General features: G+C 63.2%; 9 protein-coding genes, 2 tRNA genes, 3 rRNA genes and 1 pseudogene. 6 read left to right on the top strand and 9 right to left on the bottom strand.

The window, feature by feature from the left end; translation table 11 throughout:
* The first annotated feature begins 91 nt into the window (after positions 1-91).
* From AAFL97_RS22220 to AAFL97_RS22200, 5 genes and pseudogenes are all read left to right on the top strand, one after another.
* A pseudogene (locus AAFL97_RS22220) lies at positions 92-516 on the top strand (acyl-CoA thioesterase).
* Between the two features lie 37 nt (positions 517-553).
* A complete protein-coding gene (locus tag AAFL97_RS22215) occupies positions 554-1,852 on the top strand; it encodes a TIGR03862 family flavoprotein (protein WP_341646774.1) in 1,299 nt (432 codons plus the stop codon).
* A 94-nt stretch (positions 1,853-1,946) separates the two neighbouring features.
* Positions 1,947-3,356, top strand: a complete 1,410-nt coding sequence (gene trhP / locus AAFL97_RS22210) for a prephenate-dependent tRNA uridine(34) hydroxylase TrhP (RefSeq protein ID WP_341646773.1) — start codon at positions 1,947-1,949, stop codon at positions 3,354-3,356.
* A 64-nt stretch (positions 3,357-3,420) separates the two neighbouring features.
* Positions 3,421-4,089 (top strand): DsbA family oxidoreductase, encoded by a 669-nt coding sequence (locus tag AAFL97_RS22205; RefSeq protein ID WP_341646772.1) that lies wholly within the window; start codon positions 3,421-3,423, stop codon positions 4,087-4,089.
* Positions 4,090-4,163: 74 nt separating this feature from the next.
* On the top strand, positions 4,164-4,964 hold the full coding sequence (locus AAFL97_RS22200) for an EcsC family protein (RefSeq protein WP_341646771.1): 801 nt from the start codon (positions 4,164-4,166) through the stop codon (positions 4,962-4,964).
* Between the two features lie 10 nt (positions 4,965-4,974).
* Here the strand turns inward: AAFL97_RS22200 and AAFL97_RS22195 are convergent, their stop codons facing one another.
* A complete protein-coding gene (locus tag AAFL97_RS22195) occupies positions 4,975-7,539 on the bottom strand; it encodes an EAL domain-containing protein (RefSeq protein ID WP_341646770.1) in 2,565 nt (854 codons plus the stop codon).
* 236 nt (positions 7,540-7,775) lie between these two features.
* Here AAFL97_RS22195 and AAFL97_RS22190 point away from each other — a divergent pair, with 236 nt between their 5' ends.
* Positions 7,776-7,979 (top strand): heavy-metal-associated domain-containing protein, encoded by a 204-nt coding sequence (locus AAFL97_RS22190; RefSeq protein ID WP_341646769.1) that lies wholly within the window; start codon positions 7,776-7,778, stop codon positions 7,977-7,979.
* A gap of 135 nt (positions 7,980-8,114) precedes the next feature.
* Here AAFL97_RS22190 and rrf read toward each other — a convergent pair.
* The 8 genes from rrf to AAFL97_RS22150 form a co-directional block, all read right to left on the bottom strand.
* Positions 8,115-8,228 (bottom strand): 5S ribosomal RNA (rrf, locus tag AAFL97_RS22185).
* A gap of 112 nt (positions 8,229-8,340) precedes the next feature.
* Positions 8,341-11,224: ribosomal RNA gene (locus AAFL97_RS22180) — 23S ribosomal RNA — on the bottom strand.
* Between the two features lie 249 nt (positions 11,225-11,473).
* Positions 11,474-11,549: transfer RNA gene (locus tag AAFL97_RS22175), tRNA-Ala, on the bottom strand.
* A 40-nt stretch (positions 11,550-11,589) separates the two neighbouring features.
* Positions 11,590-11,666: transfer RNA gene (locus tag AAFL97_RS22170), tRNA-Ile, on the bottom strand.
* A gap of 82 nt (positions 11,667-11,748) precedes the next feature.
* Positions 11,749-13,284 (bottom strand): 16S ribosomal RNA (locus AAFL97_RS22165).
* The 16S, 23S and 5S rRNA genes sit together here with 2 tRNA genes alongside, the layout of an rRNA operon.
* A gap of 449 nt (positions 13,285-13,733) precedes the next feature.
* Complete coding sequence (locus AAFL97_RS22160) at positions 13,734-16,799, bottom strand: efflux RND transporter permease subunit (protein ID WP_341646768.1); 3,066 nt, start codon at positions 16,797-16,799, stop codon at positions 13,734-13,736.
* Positions 16,796-17,779: an efflux RND transporter periplasmic adaptor subunit gene (locus AAFL97_RS22155; RefSeq protein ID WP_263461118.1), complete on the bottom strand. Its 984-nt coding sequence runs from the start codon at positions 17,777-17,779 to the stop codon at positions 16,796-16,798. Before AAFL97_RS22155 ends, AAFL97_RS22160 begins: the two co-directional genes overlap by 4 nt.
* Positions 17,780-17,950: 171 nt before the next feature.
* Entirely contained in the window at positions 17,951-18,418 is a 468-nt protein-coding gene (locus AAFL97_RS22150) for a winged helix-turn-helix transcriptional regulator (protein ID WP_068638563.1), read from the bottom strand.
* Between the last annotated feature and the right edge of the window lie 6 nt (positions 18,419-18,424).

Below are 18,424 nucleotides of genomic sequence, written 5' to 3'. Positions count from 1 at the left end.
CGGCCGCCCGAGGCCGCACTCAAGCGCACGGCCCGGACGGCAACGTCCGGGCCGTATCCCGTTCACATGCCGACATCCGGAACCGCCCAGCATGGCCCGCATCCTCATCGCACTGCCCGACGCCTTTCCCTTCCGCACCCAGATCCCGCTGCTGATCACGCACATCAACCACGGCCGTCACCTCGACAACGCCCAGTTGCTCGGCCTGGTGTCGGAGGCCAGGGTACGTTTCCTGAAGTCGATGGGTTATACCGAGCTGGACGTCGAAGGGCTGGGCATCATCGTCGCCGACGTCGCCGCACGCTACCGCTCGGAAGCCTTCTACGGCGAGACGATGGTGGTCGAGATGGCCGCCCACGACTTCCACGATTTCGGCTGCGACCTCGCATGGCGCATGACGGACGAGGCCAGCGGGCGCGAGATCGCGCACGGCAAGACCGGCATCGTCTTCTTCGACTACGGCCAGCGCAGCAGGCCCCCGTGCCGGACGGCTTCCGCCGCCACTTTCCGACGTGAAGCAGCCACGGCATCGTCCCACGCGGCCGTCCCGCCCATGACGACGGCTTCCGGGACTGCCGTCCCTCCGCCCTTGCCCCGCCAGGTCGCCGTCATCGGCGGCGGGCCGGCCGGGCTGATCGCGGCAGAAACGCTTGCGGCCGCCGGCATGGCGGTCACGGTCTTCGACGCAATGCCCTCGGTCGGCCGCAAGTTCCTGCTCGCCGGACGCGGCGGCCTCAATCTGACCCACGGCGAGGCGCTCGACAGCTTCCTGTCGCGCTACGGCGCCAGGCGCGGCGTGCTCGAACCGATGATCCGCGCCTTCGGGCCGCAGGCCTTGCGCGACTGGGCGCACGGCCTGGGCGTGGAGACCTTCGTCGGCAGCTCGGGCCGCGTGTTTCCACAGGAAATGAAAGCCGCGCCGCTGCTGCGCGCCTGGCTGGCGCGGCTGCGCAACGTCGGCGTGCGCTTCGAAGTCCGGCACCGCTGGCTGGGCTGGGCCGACGAGCCCGCCGGCACTCGCCAGTTGCTGCGCTTTTCCACGCCGGACGGCGAGCGACGTGTCGAAGCCTACGCCGTGCTGCTCGCGCTGGGCGGCGGCAGCTGGGCGAAGTTCGGCTCGGACGGGGCCTGGGTCCCCTGCCTGCGCGCACTCGGCGTCGAGGTCGCGGAGCTGCAGCCGGCGAACTGCGGCTTCGACGTCGCGGCCGGCTGGAGCGCGCATTTCCTCGCCCGCTTCAAGGGCCAGCCGCTCAAGAACGTGGTCGGCCGCCTTGCCGCCGCCGACGGCCAGTGCCATGAACGCGCCGGCGAGTGCCTGATCTCGGCGACCGGCATCGAAGGCGGGCTGATCTACGCGCTGTCCGCCGCCTTGCGCGACACGATCTCGGCACGCGGCCGGGCCGCGCTGGAACTCGATCTGGCGCCCGGGCGCAGCCGGGAACGCCTGGCCGCCGAGCTCGCCCGCCCCCGCGGCAGCCGCTCGATGGCCAGCCACCTGCAGGGCCAGACCGGCATCAAGGGCATCAAGGCCGCGCTGTTGCGCGAATGCCTGCCGCCAGACGCATTCGCCGACCCTGCCCGGCTCGCGGCCGGTATCAAGGCGCTGCCCGTGACGCTGGCGGCAGCGCGGCCGCTCAACGAAGCCATCAGCAGCGCCGGCGGCATCCGCTTCGAGGCGCTGGACGGCAGGCTGATGCTGCGCGCGCGGCCGGGCGTGTTCGTCGCCGGCGAAATGCTGGACTGGGAAGCGCCCACCGGCGGCTACCTGCTGACCGCCTGCTTCGCCACCGGCCTGGCAGCTGCACGAGGACTGGCCGACTGGATCGTGCAGGCGCCGGCCGACACCGCCTGAGCTCGTTTGCCCGGGGCCTTCCACCGGCCCCGGCGCTGCCGGGCATTAGGGCTTACAATCCCGCCCTCATCGAACCTTCATAAAATTCAAATACATGCTTCACACTCCCCGCCGCCCGGAACTGCTCGCCCCTGCCGGCACGCTCGACATGATGCGCACCGCCTTCGCCTACGGCGCCGATGCCGTCTATGCCGGCCAGCCGCGCTATTCGCTGCGCGTGCGCAACAACAACTTCGGCCAGCTCGACACCCTGGCCGCAGGCATGGCCGAGGCGCGCGCGGCAGGCAAGCTGTTTTATCTCGTCGCCAACATCTACCCGCACAACGCCAAGATCCGCAGCTTCGAGGAAGACATGGCGCCGGTGATGGAGCTGAAGCCCGACGCGCTGATCATGGCCGATCCCGGGCTGATGATGATGGTGCGCGAGCGCTGGCCCGAGACGGACATCCACCTGTCGGTGCAGGCCAACACCACCAACTACGCTTCGGTGCGCTTCTGGCAGTCGGTCGGCATCAAACGCATCATCCTGTCGCGCGAGCTGTCGCTCGACGAAGTCGCCGATATCCGCGACGCCTGTCCGGACATGGAGCTGGAAGTCTTCGTCCATGGCGCGCTGTGCATCGCCTACTCGGGCCGCTGCCTGCTGTCGGGCTACTTCAACCACCGCGACCCCAACCAGGGCAGCTGCACCAACTCCTGCCGCTGGGATTACAAGCTGCACGCCGCCGACGAGAATGCCGCCGGCGACGTGCAGGCCAGCGGCGACATGCCGATCGGCAACCCGAAGGATTCGGGCGCCGTCGGCACCGCCACCCGCAGCCGGCTCGACACCGCGCAAGGCCTCGCGCTCGGCGGCGGGCCGCGCCATATCGGCGGCAGCAAGGTCTGGCTGCTGGAGGAAGGCACCCGCCCCGGCGAGCTGATGCCGATCGAGGAAGACGAGCACGGCACCTACATCCTGAACTCCAGGGATCTGCGCGCGATCGAGCATGTGCAGCGGCTGGTGGAGATCGGCGTCGATTCGCTGAAGATCGAAGGCCGCACCAAGAGCCCCTACTACGTCGCCCGCGCCAGCCAGGGCTATCGCCGCGCGATCGACGATGCGGTCGCCGGCCGCCCCTTCGACCCCCGCCTGCTCGGCGAACTCGAAGGCCTCGCCAGCCGGGGCTACACCGACGGCTTCTACCAGCGCCACCATACGCCCGAGCACCAGAACTACCTGCGCGGCCATTCCGAATCGGGCCGCAGCCTGCTGGTCGGCGAAATGGTCGGCTACGATGCCGGACGCGGCCTGGCGGAAGTCGAAGTCAAGAACGGCTTCGGCGTCGGCGACCGGCTGGAGTTCGTGCAGCCGAGCGGCAACCATGAGTTGAAGCTCGATCGCATCCTGACAGGAGATGGCAGCACCGTGGAACGCATCCCCGGCAGCGGCCGGCGCGTGCGGCTGCCGCTGCCCGCCGGCGCCGATCCGGCCCAGCCCTGTTTCATCGCGCGCTTCCTCTGATCCGGCGCCGCCGGCCCATCTTCATCATCCTCGCCCCATTCCCGGCTTTCCCGCCCCCACTGCCATGATCCTGAATATCGACCTCGTTTCCGATTTCGTCTGCCCCTGGTGCTTTCTCGGCAAGGTACGGCTCGACCGCGCGATCGAAGAGGTGAAAGCCAGCCGGCCCGACCTCGACATCCGCATCAACTGGCTGCCCTTCTTCCTGAATCCCGATACGCCGGCTGCCGGCGAGCCTTATCGCGAATTCCTCGAAGCGAAGTTCGGCGGCCCGCTGAAGGCCGACGCCGTGCTCGCCAAGGTGAGTGAGGCGGCCACCGAGGATGGCCTGAGCTACACCTTCGAACGCATCCGCACCCGTCCCAACACGCTGCAGGCGCACCGCCTGATGTACCGTGCCCAAGCCGTCGGCCAGACGCCGGCGCGTATCCAGGCGCTGGCCGGCGCGCTGTTCGCCGCCCATTTCCAGGAAGGCCGCGACATCGGCGACAAGGACACGCTGGCCGACATCGCTGCCGCCAACGGCGAGCGGCGCGACACGGTGTGCGAATGGCTCGACGGCCGCGAGGACATCGACAAGGTCAGGCGCATGGCCGAAGGCGTGCGCAAGCAGGGCGTCGAGGGCGTGCCCTTCTTCATCTTCAACCGCAAGCTGGCAGCGTCGGGAGCGCAATCGGCGGCAGTGCTGGGTGCGGCGATCCTGCAGTCGCTGGAAGCCGGCAGGCCGTCGTAAGCCATCCCGCCGCGGAACGCCCGCTGCCGCGCGGCGTCTGACGCAGCAGGAACACATCCATAGCCTTGCGCCGCATGAGCACACTTCTGCTTTCTCCTGCCGACCTCGACGAACTGGCCCGCGCCCGCGTGCTGCTCGACCGGCCCAGCCTCGCCGCCCGACTGAGCAACCTGGTCGGCAGTCCGCTGGAAAAGGGCATTGCGCGCCTGCCGGCAAGCTGGCGCGGCCGCGTCGGCGCGCTTGCGCACGATGCCTTGCTGAAAGCGCTGGAAACCGCCGCCAAAACGCTGAAACCCGAAGCACGCGATGCCTCGCCCCGGCTGCACAAGCTGCTCGGCTCGGTCAGCGGCGGGGCGGGCGGAGCTTTCGGCCTGGCGGGGCTGGCGGTGGAGATTCCGCTGTCGACGGTGCTGATCATGCGCGCCATCCTCGACATCGCCCGTGCCGAAGGCGAGGACATCGGCAGCGCCCAGGCAAGGCTGGCGGCGCTGGAAGTCTTTGCCTTGGGCGGCACCAGCCGCAGCGACGATGCGACGGAATCCGGCTACTACGCCGTGCGCGCGGCGCTGGCGACCACGGTGGGCGAAGCGGCTCGCCACCTGGCGGAAAAAGGCCTGACCAGCGAGGGCGCACCGGCACTGGTGCGGCTGATCACGATGGTCGCCGCGCGCTACAAGGTGCAGCTGACGCAGAAGGCCGCCGGCATGCTGGTGCCCGGCATCGGTGCGGCGGCCGGCGCCGGCATCAACCTGATGTTCATGAACCACTTCCAGGACGTCAGCCGCGGCCATTTCACCGTGCGCCGGCTGGAACGGGCCTACGGCGCGGAAGCAGTGCAGGCAGCCTGGCGGGCACTCGACGCGCGCTCGGGCTGATCCCCGGCCTTCATCCGTACGCCGCGACGAAGGATTGCCACGGCAAGGGCTTGCTGAAATGGAAGCCCTGGGCCAGATCGCAGCCATGCCGCTGCAGCACGTCGAGATGGGCGCGGGTTTCGACGCCCTCGGCCACCACCCTCAAGCCCAGGCTGTGGCCGAGAGAAATGATCGCCGACGCCAGCGCGGCGTCGCGCACATTGCGGTCGATGCCGCGGACGAAAAGGCGGTCGATCTTCAGTTCGTCGATCGGGAAATCCTTCAGGTAGGCCAGCGACGAGTAGCCGGTGCCGAAATCGTCCAGCGCCAGGCTGACCCCGAGTTCACGCAGCTTCTGCATCCGCAGCACCGACGCTTCGGTGTCGTCCATCAGCATGCTTTCGGTCAGTTCGAGCGTCAGCAGCGAGGGCTCCATTGCCGTCTCGTGCAGCACGCGCCGGACCATGTCGACGAAGCCTTCCTGGCGGAACTGCCGTGCCGAGATATTCACCATCATGCGCAACGGCGCCCGCTCGTCCTCGCGCCACCTGCGGTGGCAGAGACAGGCATGGCGCAGCACCCATTCGCCGATCGGCACGATCAGGCCCGTTTCCTCGGCCAGGGAGATGAAGTCCGCCGGCGACACCAGGCCCAGTTCGGGGTGCTGCCAGCGCAGCAAGGCCTCGACCGCAACCGGTTCGCCAGTATCCGCCCGGACCAGCGGCTGAAAGTGCAGCAGCAGCTGGTCGCGCTGCAAGGCGCCGTGCAGCGCGGTCTCGAGCGCCAGATGCTCCAGGCTGCGGGCGTTCATCGCCGGCTGGTAGAGCTGGAAACTGTTGCGCCCCTCTTCCTTCGCCCGGTACATGGCGATGTCGGCATTCTTGATCAGCGTCGCGGAATCGGCCGAATCGTCCGGGTAGATGCTGATGCCGATGCTGGTCGTCACCACCAGCTCGCGGCCATCGATGGCGACCGGCCGGCGCAAGGCCGCAACGATGCGGCGCGCGGTCGCCGCGGCGGCATCCGGCTGGGCGAGATTGCCGAGGAGAACGATGAACTCGTCCCCGCCCATGCGCGCGACAGTGTCGTCATCCCTGAGGCAGAGACGGATGCGACTGGCAACTTCCACCAGCACACGATCGCCGATTTCATGCCCCAGGCTATCGTTGATGCGCTTGAAACGATCGAGATCGACGAACATCACCGCCAGCCGGCTGCACATCCGTGCCGCATGCGACAGTTCGACCTGCAGGCGGTCTTCCAGCAGACGCCGGTTCGGCAAGCCGGTCAATGGGTCGTAGTAGGCAAGATCGCGGATGCGGGCCTCGGTTTCCTTCAGCAAGGTGATGTCGGTGAACACGGCCGCATAGTGGCTCACATGCCCCTGTTCGTCCCTGATCGCCGTGATGTGGAGAAGCTCCGGATAGATCTCGCCCGACTTGCGCCTGTTCCAGATTTCTCCCTGCCACTTGCCCTCGGTCTGCAGGGATGCCCACATGCGGGCATAAAAAGCCGGACTCTGCCTGCCGGACGACAGCAGCGAAGGGTTGCGGCCGACGACTTCTTCGGCCTTATAGCCGGTGAGCCGGCTGAACGCGGGGTTGACCGAGATGATCAGTCCCTGGGTATCGGTGACCATGATGCCTTCGAGCGAGCTCTCGATGACCTGCTCCGCCAGATACAGGTTGCGCCGCGAATGGCTCAGGGCGCGGTCCGATTCATGCAATGCCTGCTGCAGTTCGTCGACATAGGCCAGTTCCATGCTGCCCAGAATGTCGCGGAAGCTGATCACGTCGGCCAGCGAGCCATCGCCGTGCAGCACACCGATGTGGCGGATGCGGCGCTCGGTCATCATTGCCCGGGCGCGGTACAGGCTGTAGTGCTCATCGACCGTCACCAGCGGACGGCTTGCCAGTTCGCCGATCGCAAGGCCCACCTGCTTCCTTGCCACCAGCCGCATGACATCACGCTCGGTCATGATCCCGTAGCGCCCTTGCGCCTTGGCAGCGAGGTCGGCGCCGAAATCCACCACCACCGCATCGAGTGCAGCTTCGCGCATCAGACGGGTGGCCTCGGCCATCGGCGTGTCTGCAGGCAGCACGCGCAGGCCGCCTTTGATCAGCGAGTCGACCTTGCGCAGCTTGAGATAATGCTCGACGCCCTGGTTGAGCACGATGTCGGACAAGGACACGATGCCGCAGCGCCGCCCGCTTTCTTCATCCACCACCAGATAGTGGCGCATCTGCTCTTCGCGGAAGCGCTGGGTCAGTTCATGCAGACTCATGGCCGCGGCTACGGCACGTACCGGGGTGCTCATGACCTCGGAAATCGGCCGGAAGAAGATCGCCGGGTCGGTGAAGTCGATCGCCAAGCCGTCCCGCTCGGTCCAGATACCGAGGACCTGCCCTTCCTCGACGACGAGAATCGAGCTGACGCGGCGTTCACTCATCAGGCGCGCCGCTTCGCACAGCGACAGGCCAGGCGCACACTCGAGCAGATCGACGTGCGCAATCGCGCCTGCCGTCAAGGTACCGGCGGGGAGCAGGCGAAACTCCTTTTCGAGCATGTCGCCAAAAGAATCGTCAGGAAAGTTCATCGCTAGTTCGCGGGATCAGGGGAAAGGCTGTTCGAATCGGCTTTGCGTACGGTTCCGATTTTCGCACCGACATCCACGCTTGCTGAATGAGCGCGCTTCGTCCGAGCCGGTGTTTCCCGGCTTTCCGCAGCATGGACAGCTTTCTCCGCTACCAATATCGCCTCCAGTATCATCGGTCCCTGGGGTCGGCAAACATCGCACGACCGCTCACCGGACACTCAAGCGGAGCATTTTCCATGCAAACGACCACTCTGATCATCAGCGGCATGCAGGACGAGCAATGCCTGCGCCTGGTCACCAACGCCATCCAGGACCTGCCGGGCATCGGTTATCTGGAGATCCTGTTCGAAACCGGCGAAGCGACGATCGAGCATGGCGATTTCGTTTCATCGGCAGACATCTGCCAGGCGATCGAGGACGCCGGTTTCGGCGTTCGCTGAGGCGCTTGTCGAAACCCGGGCGGAAGCTGCGAATCCATCTGCCCATGTACATGAGGCCCGCGTGATCCGCGGGTCCCTGCACGAACGCCCGAGACCTGTTTTTTGGGTGCTCGGGCGTGGTGCGGAGTTGGGTTAGTCTGACGATGACCTACTTTCACGAGGGCGGACCTCACTATCATCGGCGCGTTTGTGTTTCACGGTCCTGTTCGGGATGGGAAGGGGTGGTTCCACAAAGCTGTGGTCGTCAGACTGTGACTTGTTCCCTGCGCGGGGTGCAGGGCAAAGTAGGAAGAAGTGTGGGTGTTGTGTGATTGGTGCGCGTGTTGCGCACGTTACGAGTTCTAGTGTGTTTCAAGGTTATAGGATCAAGCCACACGGGCAATTAGTATCGGTTAGCTCAACGTGTTGCCACGCTTCCACACCCGACCTATCAACGTTGTGGTCTTCAACGACCCTTCAGGGGGCTCGAGGCCCCGGGGAAGTCTCATCTTGAGGCGAGTTTCCCGCTTAGATGCTTTCAGCGGTTATCTCTTCCGCACATAGCTACCCGGCGATGCGACTGGCGTCACAACCGGTACACCAGGGGTGCGTCCACTCCGGTCCTCTCGTACTAGGAGCAGGCCCTCTCAAACTTCCAGCGCCCACGGCAGATAGGGACCAAACTGTCTCACGACGTTTTAAACCCAGCTCACGTACCACTTTAAATGGCGAACAGCCATACCCTTGGGACCGACTACAGCCCCAGGATGTGATGAGCCGACATCGAGGTGCCAAACTCCGCCGTCGATGTGAACTCTTGGGCGGAATCAGCCTGTTATCCCCAGAGTACCTTTTATCCGTTGAGCGATGGCCCTTCCATACAGAACCACCGGATCACTATGACCTGCTTTCGCACCTGCTCGACGTGTGGGTCTCGCAGTCAAGCCACCTTTTGCCATTGCACTATCAGTACGATGTCCGACCGTACCTAGGTGACCTTCGTACTCCTCCGTTACCTTTTGGGAGGAGACCGCCCCAGTCAAACTGCCCACCATGCACGGTCCCCGACCTGGATTCACAGGCCTGGGTTAGAACCTCGACGACACCAGGGTGGTATTTCAAGGATGGCTCCACCGGAACTGGCGTCCCGGTTTCATAGCCTCCCACCTATCCTACACAAGTCCCGTCAAAGTCCAATGCAAAGCTACAGTAAAGGTTCATGGGGTCTTTCCGTCTAGCCGCGGGGAGATTGCATCTTCACAAACATTTCAACTTCGCTGAGTCTCAGGAGGAGACAGTGTGGCCATCGTTACGCCATTCGTGCAGGTCGGAACTTACCCGACAAGGAATTTCGCTACCTTAGGACCGTTATAGTTACGGCCGCCGTTTACCGGGGCTTCGATCAAGAGCTTGCACCCCATCACTTAACCTTCCGGCACCGGGCAGGCGTCACACCGTATACGTCCACTTTCGTGTTTGCACAGTGCTGTGTTTTTAATAAACAGTCGCAGCCACCGATTCTCTGCGGCCCCTTCGCCCTTCGGATGTTCTCCTACAAGCTAACGGGGCATACCTTCTCCCGAAGTTACGGTATCAATTTGCCGAGTTCCTTCTCCTGAGTTCTCTCAAGCGCCTGGGTATTCTCTACCAGCCCACCTGTGTCGGTTTGCGGTACGGTCAGTTCTAGACTGAAGCTTAGAGGCTTTTCCTGGAAGCAGGGTATCAGTTGCTTCGGACCCGAAGGTCCTCGTTATCACGCCTCAGCTCAGCCCGGCGGATTTGCCTACCGGGCACGCCTACACGCTTGAACCACCTATTCCAACAGATGGCCAACCTAACCTTCTCCGTCCCCCCATCGCATCTAGAACCGGTACAGGAATATTGACCTGTTTCCCATCGACTACGCATTTCTGCCTCGCCTTAGGGGCCGACTCACCCTGCGCCGATGAACGTTGCGCAGGAAACCTTGGGCTTACGGCGAGGGTGCTTTTCACACCCTTTATCGCTACTCATGTCAGCATTCGCACTTCCGATACCTCCAGCATCCCTTACGAGACACCTTCGCAGGCCTACGGAACGCTCCCCTACCACGTGTCAAAGACACATCCGCAGCTTCGGTTCATGGCTTGAGCCCCGTTACATCTTCCGCGCAGGACGACTCGACTAGTGAGCTATTACGCTTTCTTTAAAGGATGGCTGCTTCTAAGCCAACCTCCTAGCTGTCTGTGCCTTCCCACCTCGTTTGCCACTTAGCCATGCATTTGGGACCTTAGCTGGCGGTCTGGGTTGTTTCCCTCTTGACACCGGACGTTAGCACCCGATGTCTGTCTGCCGTATATCACTTTGCGGTATTCGGAGTTTGCTATCGCGGGGTAGATCGCAGTGACCCCCCCAACGATTACAGTGCTCTACCCCCGCAAGTGTCCGTACGACGCACTACCTAAATAGTTTTCGGGGAGAACCAGCTATTTCCGGATTTGTTTAGCCTTTCACCCCTATCCACAGCTCATCCCCTAACTTTTCAACGTTAGTGGGTTCGGACCTCCAGTGCGTGTTACCGCACCTTCATCCTGGCCATGGATAGATCATCCGGTTTCGGGTCACGCCCAGCAACTACGACGCCCTTATCAGACTCGCTTTCGCTACGCCTCCCCTATTCGGTTAAGCTCGCTACTGAACGTAAGTCGCTGACCCATTATACAAAAGGTACGCAGTCACCCCTTTCGAGGCTCCCACTGTTTGTATGCATGCGGTTTCAGGATCTATTTCACTCCCCTCCCGGGGTTCTTTTCGCCTTTCCCTCACGGTACTGGTTCACTATCGGTCGATCACGAGTATTTAGCCTTGGAGGATGGTCCCCCCATCTTCAGACAGGATTACACGTGTCCCGCCCTACTTGTCGCACGCCCAGACCCGCCACCGGCTTTTCGCATACGGGACTATCACCCTGTATCGTCGGACTTTCCAGACCGTTTTGCTAAGCTGATGGTTTAGTCGTGCAGGCTCTTCCGTGTTCGCTCGCCACTACTTACGGAATCTCGGTTGATTTCTGTTCCTGCGGCTACTTAGATGTTTCAGTTCGCCGCGTTCGCCTCCTCTGGCCTATGTATTGAGCCAGGGATGACCCTTGCGGGCCGGGTTTCCCCATTCGGACATCGTGGGATCAAAGCTCTATTGCCAGCTCCCCCACGCTTTTCGCAGGCTTACACGTCCTTCATCGCCTGTGATCGCCAAGGCATCCACCACATGCACTTAGTCGCTTGATCCTATAACCTTGGTGCCTCCACAGAAGCACCCCTGTCACAGGTCGAACTCGTTTGTGCGGCCCAAACTGTGCTGACAACGCAGTTTGAGCCAATGCAATCACACAACTGCAGTACGCACCGGCTCGATGCGTACTACACTTCTTCCACTTTGTTAAAGAGCAAACCTCAAACCGGTATCGCTACCGATCAAGAAGTCAGAGATGGTGTCTATCTAAAACACCATCTCTGACTTCCGAAACGCGCATGACCTGGTGGAGCTGGTCGGGATCGAACCGACGACCTACGGCTTGCAAAGCCGCCGCTCTCCCAGCTGAGCTACAGCCCCCTTGTCTTCAGCAACCAAGGCTTCAAGCAACCCTAAATCCTGGTGGGTCTGGTTGGGTTCGAACCAACGACCCCCGCCTTATCAAGACGGTGCTCTAACCAGCTGAGCTACAGACCCTCTTCTCATGCACCTTCGAGGCTCTTCGCCTGAACAACCGATAAGTTGTGGATACTTGGCAACCATGACCTCTTTTCTCTTGAAAGGAGGTGATCCAGCCGCACCTTCCGATACGGCTACCTTGTTACGACTTCACCCCAGTCATGAATCTCACCGTGGTAAGCGCCCTCCCGAAGGTTAAGCTACCTACTTCTGGTGAAACCCACTCCCATGGTGTGACGGGCGGTGTGTACAAGACCCGGGAACGTATTCACCGCAGCATGCTGATCTGCGATTACTAGCGATTCCGACTTCACGTAGTCGAGTTGCAGACTACGATCCGGACTACGATCGGCTTTAAGGGATTGGCTCCACCTCGCGGCTTGGCAACCCTCTGTACCGACCATTGTATGACGTGTGAAGCCCTACCCATAAGGGCCATGAGGACTTGACGTCATCCCCACCTTCCTCCGGTTTGTCACCGGCAGTCTCACTAGAGTGCCCAACCTAATGATGGCAACTAGTGACAAGGGTTGCGCTCGTTGCGGGACTTAACCCAACATCTCACGACACGAGCTGACGACAGCCATGCAGCACCTGTGTTCTGGCTCCCGAAGGCACTCTCGGCTCTCACCAAGATTCCAGACATGTCAAGGGTAGGTAAGGTTTTTCGCGTTGCATCGAATTAATCCACATCATCCACCGCTTGTGCGGGTCCCCGTCAATTCCTTTGAGTTTTAACCTTGCGGCCGTACTCCCCAGGCGGTCGACTTCACGCGTTAGCTGCGTCACTCAGTGCATTGCTGCTCCGAACGACTAGTCGACATCGTTTAGGGCGTGGACTACCAGGGTATCTAATCCTGTTTGCTCCCCACGCTTTCGTGCATGAGCGTCAGTACAGGCCCAGGGGGCTGCCTTCGCCATCGGTGTTCCTCCACATCTCTACGCATTTCACTGCTACACGTGGAATTCCACCCCCCTCTGCCGTACTCTAGCCTGCCAGTCACAAGCGCAGTTCCCAGGTTAAGCCCGGGGATTTCACGCCTGTCTTGGCAAACCGCCTGCGCACGCTTTACGCCCAGTAATTCCGATTAACGCTCGCACCCTACGTATTACCGCGGCTGCTGGCACGTAGTTAGCCGGTGCTTCTTAGTCCGGTACCGTCATCCACACCCTCTATTAAAGAGCGCGATTTCTTCCCGGCCGAAAGAGCTTTACAACCCGAAGGCCTTCTTCACTCACGCGGCATGGCTGGATCAGGGTTGCCCCCATTGTCCAAAATTCCCCACTGCTGCCTCCCGTAGGAGTCTGGGCCGTGTCTCAGTCCCAGTGTGGCGGATCATCCTCTCAGACCCGCTACAGATCGTCGCCTAGGTGGGCCTTTACCCCACCTACTAGCTAATCTGACATCGGCCGCTCCAATCGCGCGAGGCCCGAAGGTCCCCCGCTTTCTCCCTCAGGACGTATGCGGTATTAGCACATCTTTCGATGTGTTATCCCCCACGACTGGGTACGTTCCGATGCATTACTCACCCGTTCGCCACTCGCCGCCAGGCCGAAGCCCGCGCTGCCGTTCGACTTGCATGTGTAAAGCATGCCGCCAGCGTTCAATCTGAGCCAGGATCAAACTCTTAAGTTCAATCCTACAAAGTACTCAAAATACTGACTTGCAGTATGAGCACCTAATCATTGTGAAACCGCAGCAAAAAGCTGCCGAGACCACAACCACCAAGCACCCACACTTATCGGTTGTTCAAGTTTTTAAAGAAACGTGCCGGTCAGCACAGAAGCGAGATTATGATCAACAAACAACACCCTGTCAACCACCCCGAACTGCCTTCCTGAAAAACCAAAACCAGAAAAACAACCCGGAAACCCCGCCTCCAAACCCACCCGGAAGCCCCGCATCACCCACCCAAACCACCCGGGCGCCGCGAGAAAGATCGGCATTATAGACACCAACACAAAACCGTCAAGGCAAAAATTCAACAGAAAAATTGATCAGATCATCAGTCAGAAGACGCACCGATGCATGAGCAAGCGATGCGGTCGCTTGCCTCCCATGCAAGCATGCCTGTCACGCCGCCACTACGCCGTAGGCGGCACTACCAGCCTGAACCACAGCGCGTAAAGCGCCGGTACGAACAACAGCGTGATCGCCGTTCCCACTGCCACGCCGCCGATCAGCACATAGGCCAGCGGTCCCCAGAAGGTGTCCAGCGTCAGCGGGATGAAGGCGAAGGCCGCCGCCAGCGCGGTGAGGATCACCGGCCGGGCCCGCTGCACCGCGGCTTCGACGACGCTGTCGAACGCTTCCATGCCTGCCTCCAAGTTATCAGCGACCTGCTGGGTGAGGATCAGGGTATTGCGCATCAGGATGCCGGCCAGTCCGGTCAGGCCGAGCAGGGCGACGAAGCCGAAGGGCTGGTTGAACAGCAGCAGCGCCAGCACCGCGCCGATCAAGCCCAGCGGCGCAGTGGCGACAACGATGAAAGTGCCGGAAAAGGACCTCATCTGCAGCATGATGAAGACCAGCATGAAGGCCACCATCACCGGCTGCAGCTTCTGGATGGACGCATTCGCCTTGCCCGACTGTTCGACCGCACCGGAGATGTCCAGGCGGTAGCCCTGCGGCAGCTCGGCGCGCAGCGGCGCCAGCGATTTCCACAATGCCTCGGTGACGTCGTTCGGCTGTGCGCCCTCGATTTCGGCCTGCACCGTCAGCTCGAACTCGCGGTTGTAGCGCTTGATCACCGGTTCCTCGAACCTGACTTCGATGCTGCCCAGCTGCCCGGCAGGCAGCTTGCGCCCATCGGGCGTGAGGACCTCGAGTGCCGACAGGCTATTGGCATCGAGCCGCTGCCCGCCGCTGGCGCCGCGTGCGACGACATCCACCGTGCGCACGTCCTGGCGGACCTGGGTCACGCGCAGGCCATCGAGCTGGAACTGCAGCTGCTGCGAGACATCCTGCGGCGTCAGGCCGAGCAGTCTCAACCTCGCTTGATCCATGGCGAGGTGCAGCACCGGGACTCTTTCATCCCATTCCAGATGCGGATCGACCACGTGCGGGTTGGACGCCATGACTTCGCGCACCTGATGGGCGATGCGGCGCAACTCCTGCGCCTCCGGCCCGACCACGCGGAACGCCACCGGCCAGACCACCGGCGGGCCGAACAGCAGGCGGGACACCCGTACGCGCGCCTCGGGGAACTCGCCTTCTTCGATACGCCGCTGCAGTTCGGCCATCACCCGGGTCCGCGCCTCGACGCCTTGCGTCACCGCGATGATCTTGGCAAAGGCCGGATCCTGCGGCTCGGGGTTGGCAGACAAAAAGAAGCGCGGCGCCCCGCCGCCGATGTAGCTCGACAGCGTTCGCACTTCGGGCATCGGTGCCAGGATCGCTTCCAGCTTGCGCACCGCCGCATCGGTGTTGCCGATGCTGCTGCCTTGCGGCAGATACACGCTCACCAGCACCTCGGGCCGATCCGAACTGGGAAAGAACTGCTTCTGCACGAGCGTGATCATGCCGGCGACCGCCGCCGCAAGCAGCAGCACGGTCGTGAACACCACCGTCCTGCGCCAGTTGACGCACCAGGCGATGAGGCGGCGCAAGCGCCGGAACATCGGCGTCTGGTATACGTTCGCATCGCCATGCGGGTGCTCGTGCGCCACCTCGGGCAGCATCTTCACGCCCAGATAAGGCGCGAACACCACCGCCACCAGCCACGACACCAGCAAGGACACTGCCAGCACCCAGAAGATGTTGCCGGCGTATTCGCCCACCGACGAACGTGCGAAGCCGATCGGCAGAAAGCCCGCCACCGTGACCAGGGTGCCGAACAACATCGGCGCCGCGGTCACGTTCCAGGCATGCGCAGCCGCATGCATGCGGCTCCAGCCCTGTTCCATCTTCACCAGCATCATTTCGACGGCGATGATCGCATCGTCCACGAGCAGGCCCAGGCCGATGATCAGGGCACCGAGCGACACCCGATCCAGGTTGATGCCCATCAGCTTCATGATCAGGAAGGTGATGCCCAGCGTCACCGGCACCGCGATCCCGACCACCAGTCCGGCGCGCCAGCCGATGGCCAGCATGCTGACGGCCACCACCACGGCCACCGCCACCAGGAACTTGAGCTGGAACAGATTGACCGCGCTGGCGATGGCTTCCGACTGGTTGGTCAGCACCTCCAGCGACAGCCCCAAAGGCAGGCGTGCACGTTCGGCTTCGATGAATTCGGCGAGATGCCTGCCCAGTACCAGGCCGTTCTCACCCTTGTTCATGACCGTGCCGAGCAGCAGCGCATCCTCGCCTCGTGAACGCACCAGGTAGCTCGGCGGATCCTCGTAGCCGCGATGCACGCTGGCGATGTCGCCGAGCCGGAACACCCGATCGCCCACCCGCAGCGGCACGGCGGCAAGCTGCGCCGGATCGGACAGATCCGCATCGAGCCGAAGATTCAGGCGCGGCCCCTCGGTCTCCATGCTGCCCGCCGGCAGCAACCGGTTGTGAGCCGAGATGGCATCGAACACCGCTTGTGGCGACAGGCCCAGATTGACCAGCGTCGCATTGTCGAACTCGAGGAACACACGCTCGGCACGCTCACCCAGCACCAGCGCCTTGTGCACCCCGGGCACGTGCTGCAGGCGGTCGCGGATTGCCTCGGCCTCCCGCGTCAGTTCGCGCATCGGCATCCCCGGCGCAGTCAATGCGATCAGGCTGAAGTAGGTGTCGGCAAAATCCTCATTGACGATCGGCCCGATCGCCCCTGCAGGCAAGCGGCCGGCCTCCTCCTGCATGCGCTTGCGCACCTCGTACTTGAGATCGGGCACCTGCGCGGCCGGCGTGTAGTCGTGGAACTCGACCTGCAGGTTGGCCATGCCCGCGCGCACCGTGGTGATGATGCGATAGATGTTCTCGACCTCCTGGATGCGCTTTTCCAGCCGGTCGACCACCTGCTCCTGCATCTCCTGCGGCGTGGCGCCGGGCCAGACCGCATTGACCACCAGCACCCGCATGGTGAACGCCGGGTCCTCGGCGCGCCCCAGCGACAGGAAGGCATAGACGCCCGCCAGCACTGCGAGGACGAGAAAGAACAGCGTGACCGAGCGCTCGCGCACGGCGAGTGCGGACAGGTTGGGGAAGCTCATCGAGCCAGCTCCCGCACCTTCATGCCTTCGGTCAACAGATGGGTGCCCAGCGCCACCACGGAGTCGCCCGTCGCCAGCGCACCGCGCACCTGCGCCAGCTCGCCGTCGATGCGCTGCACATCGACCGGCACGGCTTCGACGATGCCGTCGCGCACGCGCCAGACGCGCGCGCCCTCGCCACGCTCGTTGAGCGCCGCGAGCGGCACGACGAAGCCGCCTTCGGCCTGCTGTTCGACATGGAAGCGCGCACGCAGCACGGCGCCCAGCACCAACTCATTTCGCGCCCCCTGCACCGTGTAACGCGCCCGCAGCGTGCGGCCCTGGGGTTCGACCGCGCCGGCCGTTTCGCGCAGGACCAGCGGCAAGCTCATGTCCCCGTCCAGCAGGGCAAGGCCTTCAGCCGGCGGCGCCACGCCTGCCGGAAAATGCACTTCGAGCTCCCGTTCGCCTGCCTGCGCCAGCAGCGCCACGCGCTGGCCGACGCCGACGACCTGGCCGGGCTCGCCAGCCACATCGACCAGCACACCCGCCGCCGGCGCCTGCAAGCGGGCATAACCCAGGGCGTTGCGCGCCTGCACCAGGCGTGCCGCAGCCGCCTCCCGCCGTGTCTGCGCTTCGCGCCGGGCCAGTTCGAAACGCTCGGTGGCCTGCTCGCTGGTGTAGTTGCGCTCCCTCAGTTGCCTGGCGCGCGCCAGATCGGCAACCGCCGTGGTCAGCGCCGTCTCGGCGGCCGCCAGATCGGCTTCGGCCGCACGAACGCCTTGTTCGAGATCATGGGTATCGAGCTGAAACAGCAACTGTCCGGCTGCAACCTGCTCGCCCGCATCGACCGCACGACGGACGATGCGCCCGCCGACCTGGAAGGCCAGCGGCGACTCCACCCGTGCCCGTACCGTGCCGGACAGACCGAGATCGGCCTTGGCAGCCGCCCCCACTTGTGCCGTCCTGACGAAGGGCGGCGCCTTCTCTGCCTCTGGCAAGGGCGCCTTGTCACAGGCAGACAGCGCCATTACACCAAGGGAGAACAAAAGCGTCGAGCAGCGCATGGCAGTTCCGTATCCGGGGCAAATCGTCCGATCACATCGATCCAGGGCCTTCCTGTCCCTGGAAAGGGAAACATTATCCTTCTCTGATACAGCTTGCCACCCTGCTCACGGCTCGGGCGGCAGATAAAGGCTTTCCTTCACCTCTTCCATCACCACGTAGCTGCGCGACTCGGCCGCCGACGGCAGCTTGAGCAGGATGTTGCCGAGCAGGCGGCGATAGTCGCTCATTTCGGCGATGCGCGCCTTGATCAGGTAGTCGAAATCACCCGACACCAGATGGCATTCCATCACCTCCGGTACATAGGCCAGTTCCTTCTTCACCCGGTCGAAAGTGTCGTTCGACTTCGCCGACAGCTTCAGTTCGACGAACACCAGCAAGGGCCTGCCGAGGGCGCGCGGATCGACACGGGCGTGATAGCCGGTGATGACGCCTTCACGCTCGAGACGACGCACACGCTCGGTGCACGGTGTCGCCGACAGGCCGACGCGCTGGGCCAGCTCGGTCATCGACAGCCGCCCTTCCTTCTGCAACAGATCGATGATCTTCCGGTCCACACGATCGAGTTCGCGCATTTCGCT

It is taken from the genome of Thauera sp. SDU_THAU2 (assembly GCF_038260575.1).
Lineage (GTDB): Bacteria > Pseudomonadota > Gammaproteobacteria > Burkholderiales > Rhodocyclaceae > Thauera.
The sequence above is the reverse complement of the archived record's forward strand: the minus strand, read 5'-3'. Positions and strand labels throughout refer to the sequence as shown.